This is a genomic window from Pseudomonas sp. R62, assembly GCF_000257605.1.
Taxonomy (GTDB): domain Bacteria; phylum Pseudomonadota; class Gammaproteobacteria; order Pseudomonadales; family Pseudomonadaceae; genus Aquipseudomonas; species Aquipseudomonas atacamensis.
Map to the genome: position 1 here is coordinate 3,320,743 of NZ_JH635998.1, position 4,425 is coordinate 3,325,167.

At 63.2% G+C, this 4,425-nt stretch carries 4 protein-coding genes; all 4 read left to right on the forward strand.

Going from position 1 to position 4,425, the window contains the following annotated elements; genetic code table 11:
- Window positions 1-1,233 (forward strand): UDP-N-acetylmuramoyl-L-alanine--D-glutamate ligase (gene murD / locus OQK_RS16040; RefSeq protein ID WP_038861001.1); only part of this gene is annotated, 1,233 nt, incomplete at its 5' end.
- The gene (gene ftsW / locus OQK_RS16045; protein ID WP_016773276.1) at window positions 1,230-2,447 is read left to right on the forward strand and encodes a putative lipid II flippase FtsW; all 1,218 of its coding nucleotides are present in this window, start codon (window positions 1,230-1,232) and stop codon (window positions 2,445-2,447) included. The genes murD and ftsW, both read left to right, overlap by 4 nt.
- Window positions 2,437-3,507: an undecaprenyldiphospho-muramoylpentapeptide beta-N-acetylglucosaminyltransferase gene (gene murG, locus OQK_RS16050; RefSeq protein WP_016773277.1), complete on the forward strand. Its 1,071-nt coding sequence runs from the start codon at window positions 2,437-2,439 to the stop codon at window positions 3,505-3,507. The genes ftsW and murG overlap by 11 nt, the downstream gene beginning before the upstream one ends.
- On the forward strand, window positions 3,500-4,425 hold a 926-nt coding region (gene murC / locus OQK_RS16055; protein ID WP_016773278.1), incomplete at its 3' end, for a UDP-N-acetylmuramate--L-alanine ligase. The genes murG and murC, both read left to right, overlap by 8 nt.

Consider the following 4,425-nt stretch of genomic DNA (forward strand, 5'->3'; position numbering starts at 1 on the left):
CGGGAAAATCCACCGGAACTGGCCACGCTCAAGCGTGACTATCCGCACGTGGAAGTGCGTTGTGGCGAGCTGGACGTCGAATTCCTCTGCCGTGCCGACGAGCTCTACGTGAGCCCCGGCCTGGCGCTGGCGACCCCGGCCCTGCAAGCCGCCGCTGCCCGTGGCGTGAAAATGTCCGGCGACATCGAGTTGTTCGCGCGTAACGCGCGGGCGCCGATCGTGGCCATTACCGGCTCCAACGCGAAAAGCACCGTCACTACTCTGGTCGGCGAGATGGCGGCTGCGGCCGGCAAGCGCGTCGCCGTTGGCGGCAACCTCGGCACGCCGGCGCTGGATCTGCTCAGCGATGACGTCGAGTTGTACGTCATGGAGCTGTCGAGTTTCCAGCTGGAAACCACCGACCAGCTCAACGCCGAAGTCGCCACCGTGCTGAACATCAGCGAAGACCACATGGATCGCTACAGCGGTCTGCCGGCCTATCACCTGGCGAAGCACCGGATCTTCCGCGGCGCGAAGCAGTTTGTGGTCAACCGTCAGGATGCCCTGAGCCGTCCATTGATCGGCGAAGGCCAGCCATGCTGGTCCTTTGGCCTGAGCAAACCGGATTTCAAAGCGTTCGGCATTCGCGAAGAGGACGGCGAGAAGTACCTGGCCTTCGAATTCCAGAACCTGATGCCCGTGCGTGAACTGAAGATTCGCGGCGCGCACAACCAGTCCAACGCTCTCGCCGCACTGGCACTGGGTCACGCGGTGGGCCTGCCGTTCGACGCCATGCTCTCTGCACTGCGTACGTTTGCCGGCCTCGAGCATCGCTGCCAATGGGTGCGCGATCTCGACGGCGTGGCCTATTACAACGATTCCAAAGCCACCAACGTTGGCGCCGCTCTGGCGGCCATCGAAGGCCTCGGTGCGGACATCGACGGCAAGGTCATTCTGATCGCCGGCGGTGACGGCAAAGGCGCCGAATTCAACGATCTGCGCGATCCGGTGGCGGCCAACTGCCGCGCCGTGGTGCTGATGGGGCGTGACTCCGACAAGATCGGCGCAGCCATCGGTGATGCCGTGCCGCTGATACGCGCGACCTCGCTGGTCGACGCCGTCGCGCAATGCCGCGCCGCTGCCCAGCCGGGCGATGTGGTGCTGCTGTCGCCGGCCTGCGCCAGTTTCGACATGTTCAAGAATTACGAAGACCGTGGTCACCAGTTCGTCCGCGCTGTGGAGGAACTGGCATGAACCTGAGAAACATCATCAAGCCGTACCCGTCGCCGCTGATCACCGGGCGTGGCATCGACCTCGACTTCCCGATGCTCGCCGGTTGCCTGGCGTTGCTGGGCCTGGGCCTGATCATGATTGCCTCGGCGTCCACCGAAGTGGCGGCGGCGCAGTCGGGCAGTCCTCTGTATTACATGATTCGCCACCTTATCTATGTGGTGCTGGGCCTGGGCGCGTGCATCGTCACCATGATGATCCCGATCGCCACCTGGCAGCGCCTCGGCTGGATGATGCTGATCGGTGCGTTCGGCCTGCTGGTGATGGTGATCATCCCCGGCATCGGCCGCGAAGTGAACGGTTCGATGCGCTGGATCGGTTTCAGCTTCTTCAACGTGCAGCCGTCGGAAATCGCCAAGGTGTTCGTGGTGATCTACCTCGCCGGTTATCTGGTGCGCCGGCAGAAAGAAGTACGCGAAAGCTGGATGGGCTTCTTCAAGCCGTTCATCGTTCTGCTGCCAATGGCCGGTCTGTTGCTGATGGAGCCGGACTTCGGTGCCACCGTAGTCATGATGGGCGCGGCGGCTGCGATGCTGTTCCTTGGCGGGGTCGGGCTGTTCCGCTTCTCGCTGATGGTGGTGCTGGCGGTTGGCGCGGTGGTTCTGCTGATCCAGATGCAGCCCTATCGAATGGCGCGTCTGACCAACTTCGCCGACCCATGGGCCGACCAGTTCGGCGCCGGTTATCAGTTGTCGCAGGCCTTGATCGCGTTTGGTCGCGGCGAGTGGCTGGGCGTCGGCCTGGGCAACAGCGTGCAGAAGCAGTTCTACCTGCCGGAAGCGCATACCGACTTCGTGTTCTCGGTACTCGCCGAAGAGCTCGGTGCGGTCGGTTCGCTGTGCACCGTCGCGCTGTTCGTTTTCGTGTGTATTCGCGGCATGTACATCGGCCTGTGGGCGGAGAAGGCCAAGCAGTTCTTTGCCGCATACGTGGCTTACGGCTTGTCGTTCCTGTGGATTGGTCAGTTCCTGATCAACATCGGTGTGAACGTCGGCCTGCTGCCAACCAAGGGTCTGACCTTGCCGTTCCTCAGTTACGGCGGCAGCTCGCTGGTGATCTGCTGTGCCTGTCTGGGTCTGTTGCTGCGCATCGAGTGGGAAAGTCGGACCCACCTGGGCAGCGAAGAGATGGAATTCCAGGAGAGCGACTTCGCCGAGGAGCCGACTCATGGGCGCTAACGTATTGATCATGGCCGGCGGTACCGGCGGCCACGTGTTCCCGGCGCTGGCCTGTGCCCGCGAGTTTCAGGCGCGCGGCTACACCGTGCACTGGCTCGGCACGCCACGCGGGATCGAAAACGAACTGGTTCCGGCGGCAGGGCTTGAACTGCACCGGATCAACGCCAGCGGTCTGCGCGGCAAGGGCAAGCTGTCGCTGCTCAAGGCGCCGCTGATGCTGCTGAAATCGGTGTGGCAGGCGCGGGCGATCATGCGCCGTCTGAAGCCGGTGTGCGTGGTTGGCTTCGGCGGTTATGTGACCGGCCCTGGTGGCCTTGCTGCGAAACTGGCCGGCGTGCCAGTGATCGTTCACGAGCAGAACGCTGTCGCCGGCACCGCCAATCGGTTGCTGGTGCCGTTCGCCGCCCGAGTGTGTGAAGCGTTCCCCGACACCTTTACTCTGTCGGACAGCCGCCGTACCACCGGAAATCCGGTGCGCAGCGAGCTGTTCCTCGACACATCGCGACCGGCGCTGGCCGGGCGCAAAGCGCGTTTGCTGATCCTTGGCGGCAGCCTGGGCGCAGAACCGTTGAACAAATTGCTGCCTGAAGCCCTGGCTCAAGTCGCTGCCGACCTGCGCCCGGAAGTGTTTCATCAGGCCGGCAAAAATCACGATGAAGTGACTGCCGAGCGTTACCGCGCCGTGGGTGTGGAAGCGCAGGTGCAGCCGTTCATCAAAGACATGGCCCAGGCCTATGGCTGGGCTGACCTGGTGGTGTGCCGCGCTGGCGCGTTGACCATCAGTGAGCTGGCGGCCGCCGGTCTGCCCTCGATGCTGGTGCCTTTGCCCCACGCGATCGACGATCACCAGACCCGCAACGCCGATTATTTGGCCCGCGAAGGCGCTGCCTTCCTGATGCCGCAAAGAACGACTGGTGCCGCGGATCTTGCCGCGCGCCTGACAGAGGTCTTGATGCAACCGCAACGACTCGAAGCAATGGCCCAAGCGGCCCGCCGACTGGCCAAACCCGATGCCACCCGTAGCGTGGTCGATACCTGTCTGGAGGTGGCCCATGGTTGAGAATCAGAAAGCCATGCCACAACCGGAAATGCGCCGCATCCGTCGCATCCACTTCGTCGGCATCGGCGGCGTGGGCATGTGCGGCATCGCTGAAGTGTTGTTGAACCTGGGCTATCAAGTCTCCGGTTCCGACTTGAAAGCGTCGCCGGTCACCGAGCGCCTGGAATCGTTTGGCGCGCAGATCTTCATCGGTCATCGTGCCGAGAACGCGGCTACCGCCGACGTGCTGGTGGTGTCGAGCGCAGTGAACACGTCCAACCCGGAAGTGGCGACTGCCCTTGAGCGCCGCATTCCCGTAGTGCCGCGTGCAGAAATGCTCGCCGAGCTGATGCGCTATCGCCACGGCATCGCCGTCGCCGGTACCCACGGCAAAACCACCACCACCAGCCTGATCGCTTCGGTGTTCGCGGCGGGTGGTCTGGACCCGACATTCGTCATTGGTGGTCGTCTGAATGCAGCGGGCACCAATGCCCAGCTCGGCACCAGCCGTTACCTGATCGCCGAAGCCGACGAAAGCGATGCGAGCTTCCTGCATCTGCAGCCGCTGGTGGCCGTGGTCACCAACATCGACGCCGACCACATGGCGACCTACGACGGTGACTTCAACAAACTGAAGAAAACCTTCGTCGAATTCCTGCACAACCTGCCGTTCTACGGTTTGGCGGTGATGTGCCTGGACGATCCGGTGGTGCGCGAAATCCTGCCGCTGGTGAAACGTCCGACCGTGACCTACGGCTTCAGCGAAGACGCCGACGTACGCGCAATCAATGTCCGTCAGCAGGGCATGCAGACCTTCTTCACCGTGCTGCGCCCGGATCGCGAGCCGCTGGACGTGTCGGTGAACATGCCCGGCAACCACAACGTGCTCAACTCGCTGGCGACCATCTGCATCGCCACCGACGAAGGCGTCAGCGATGA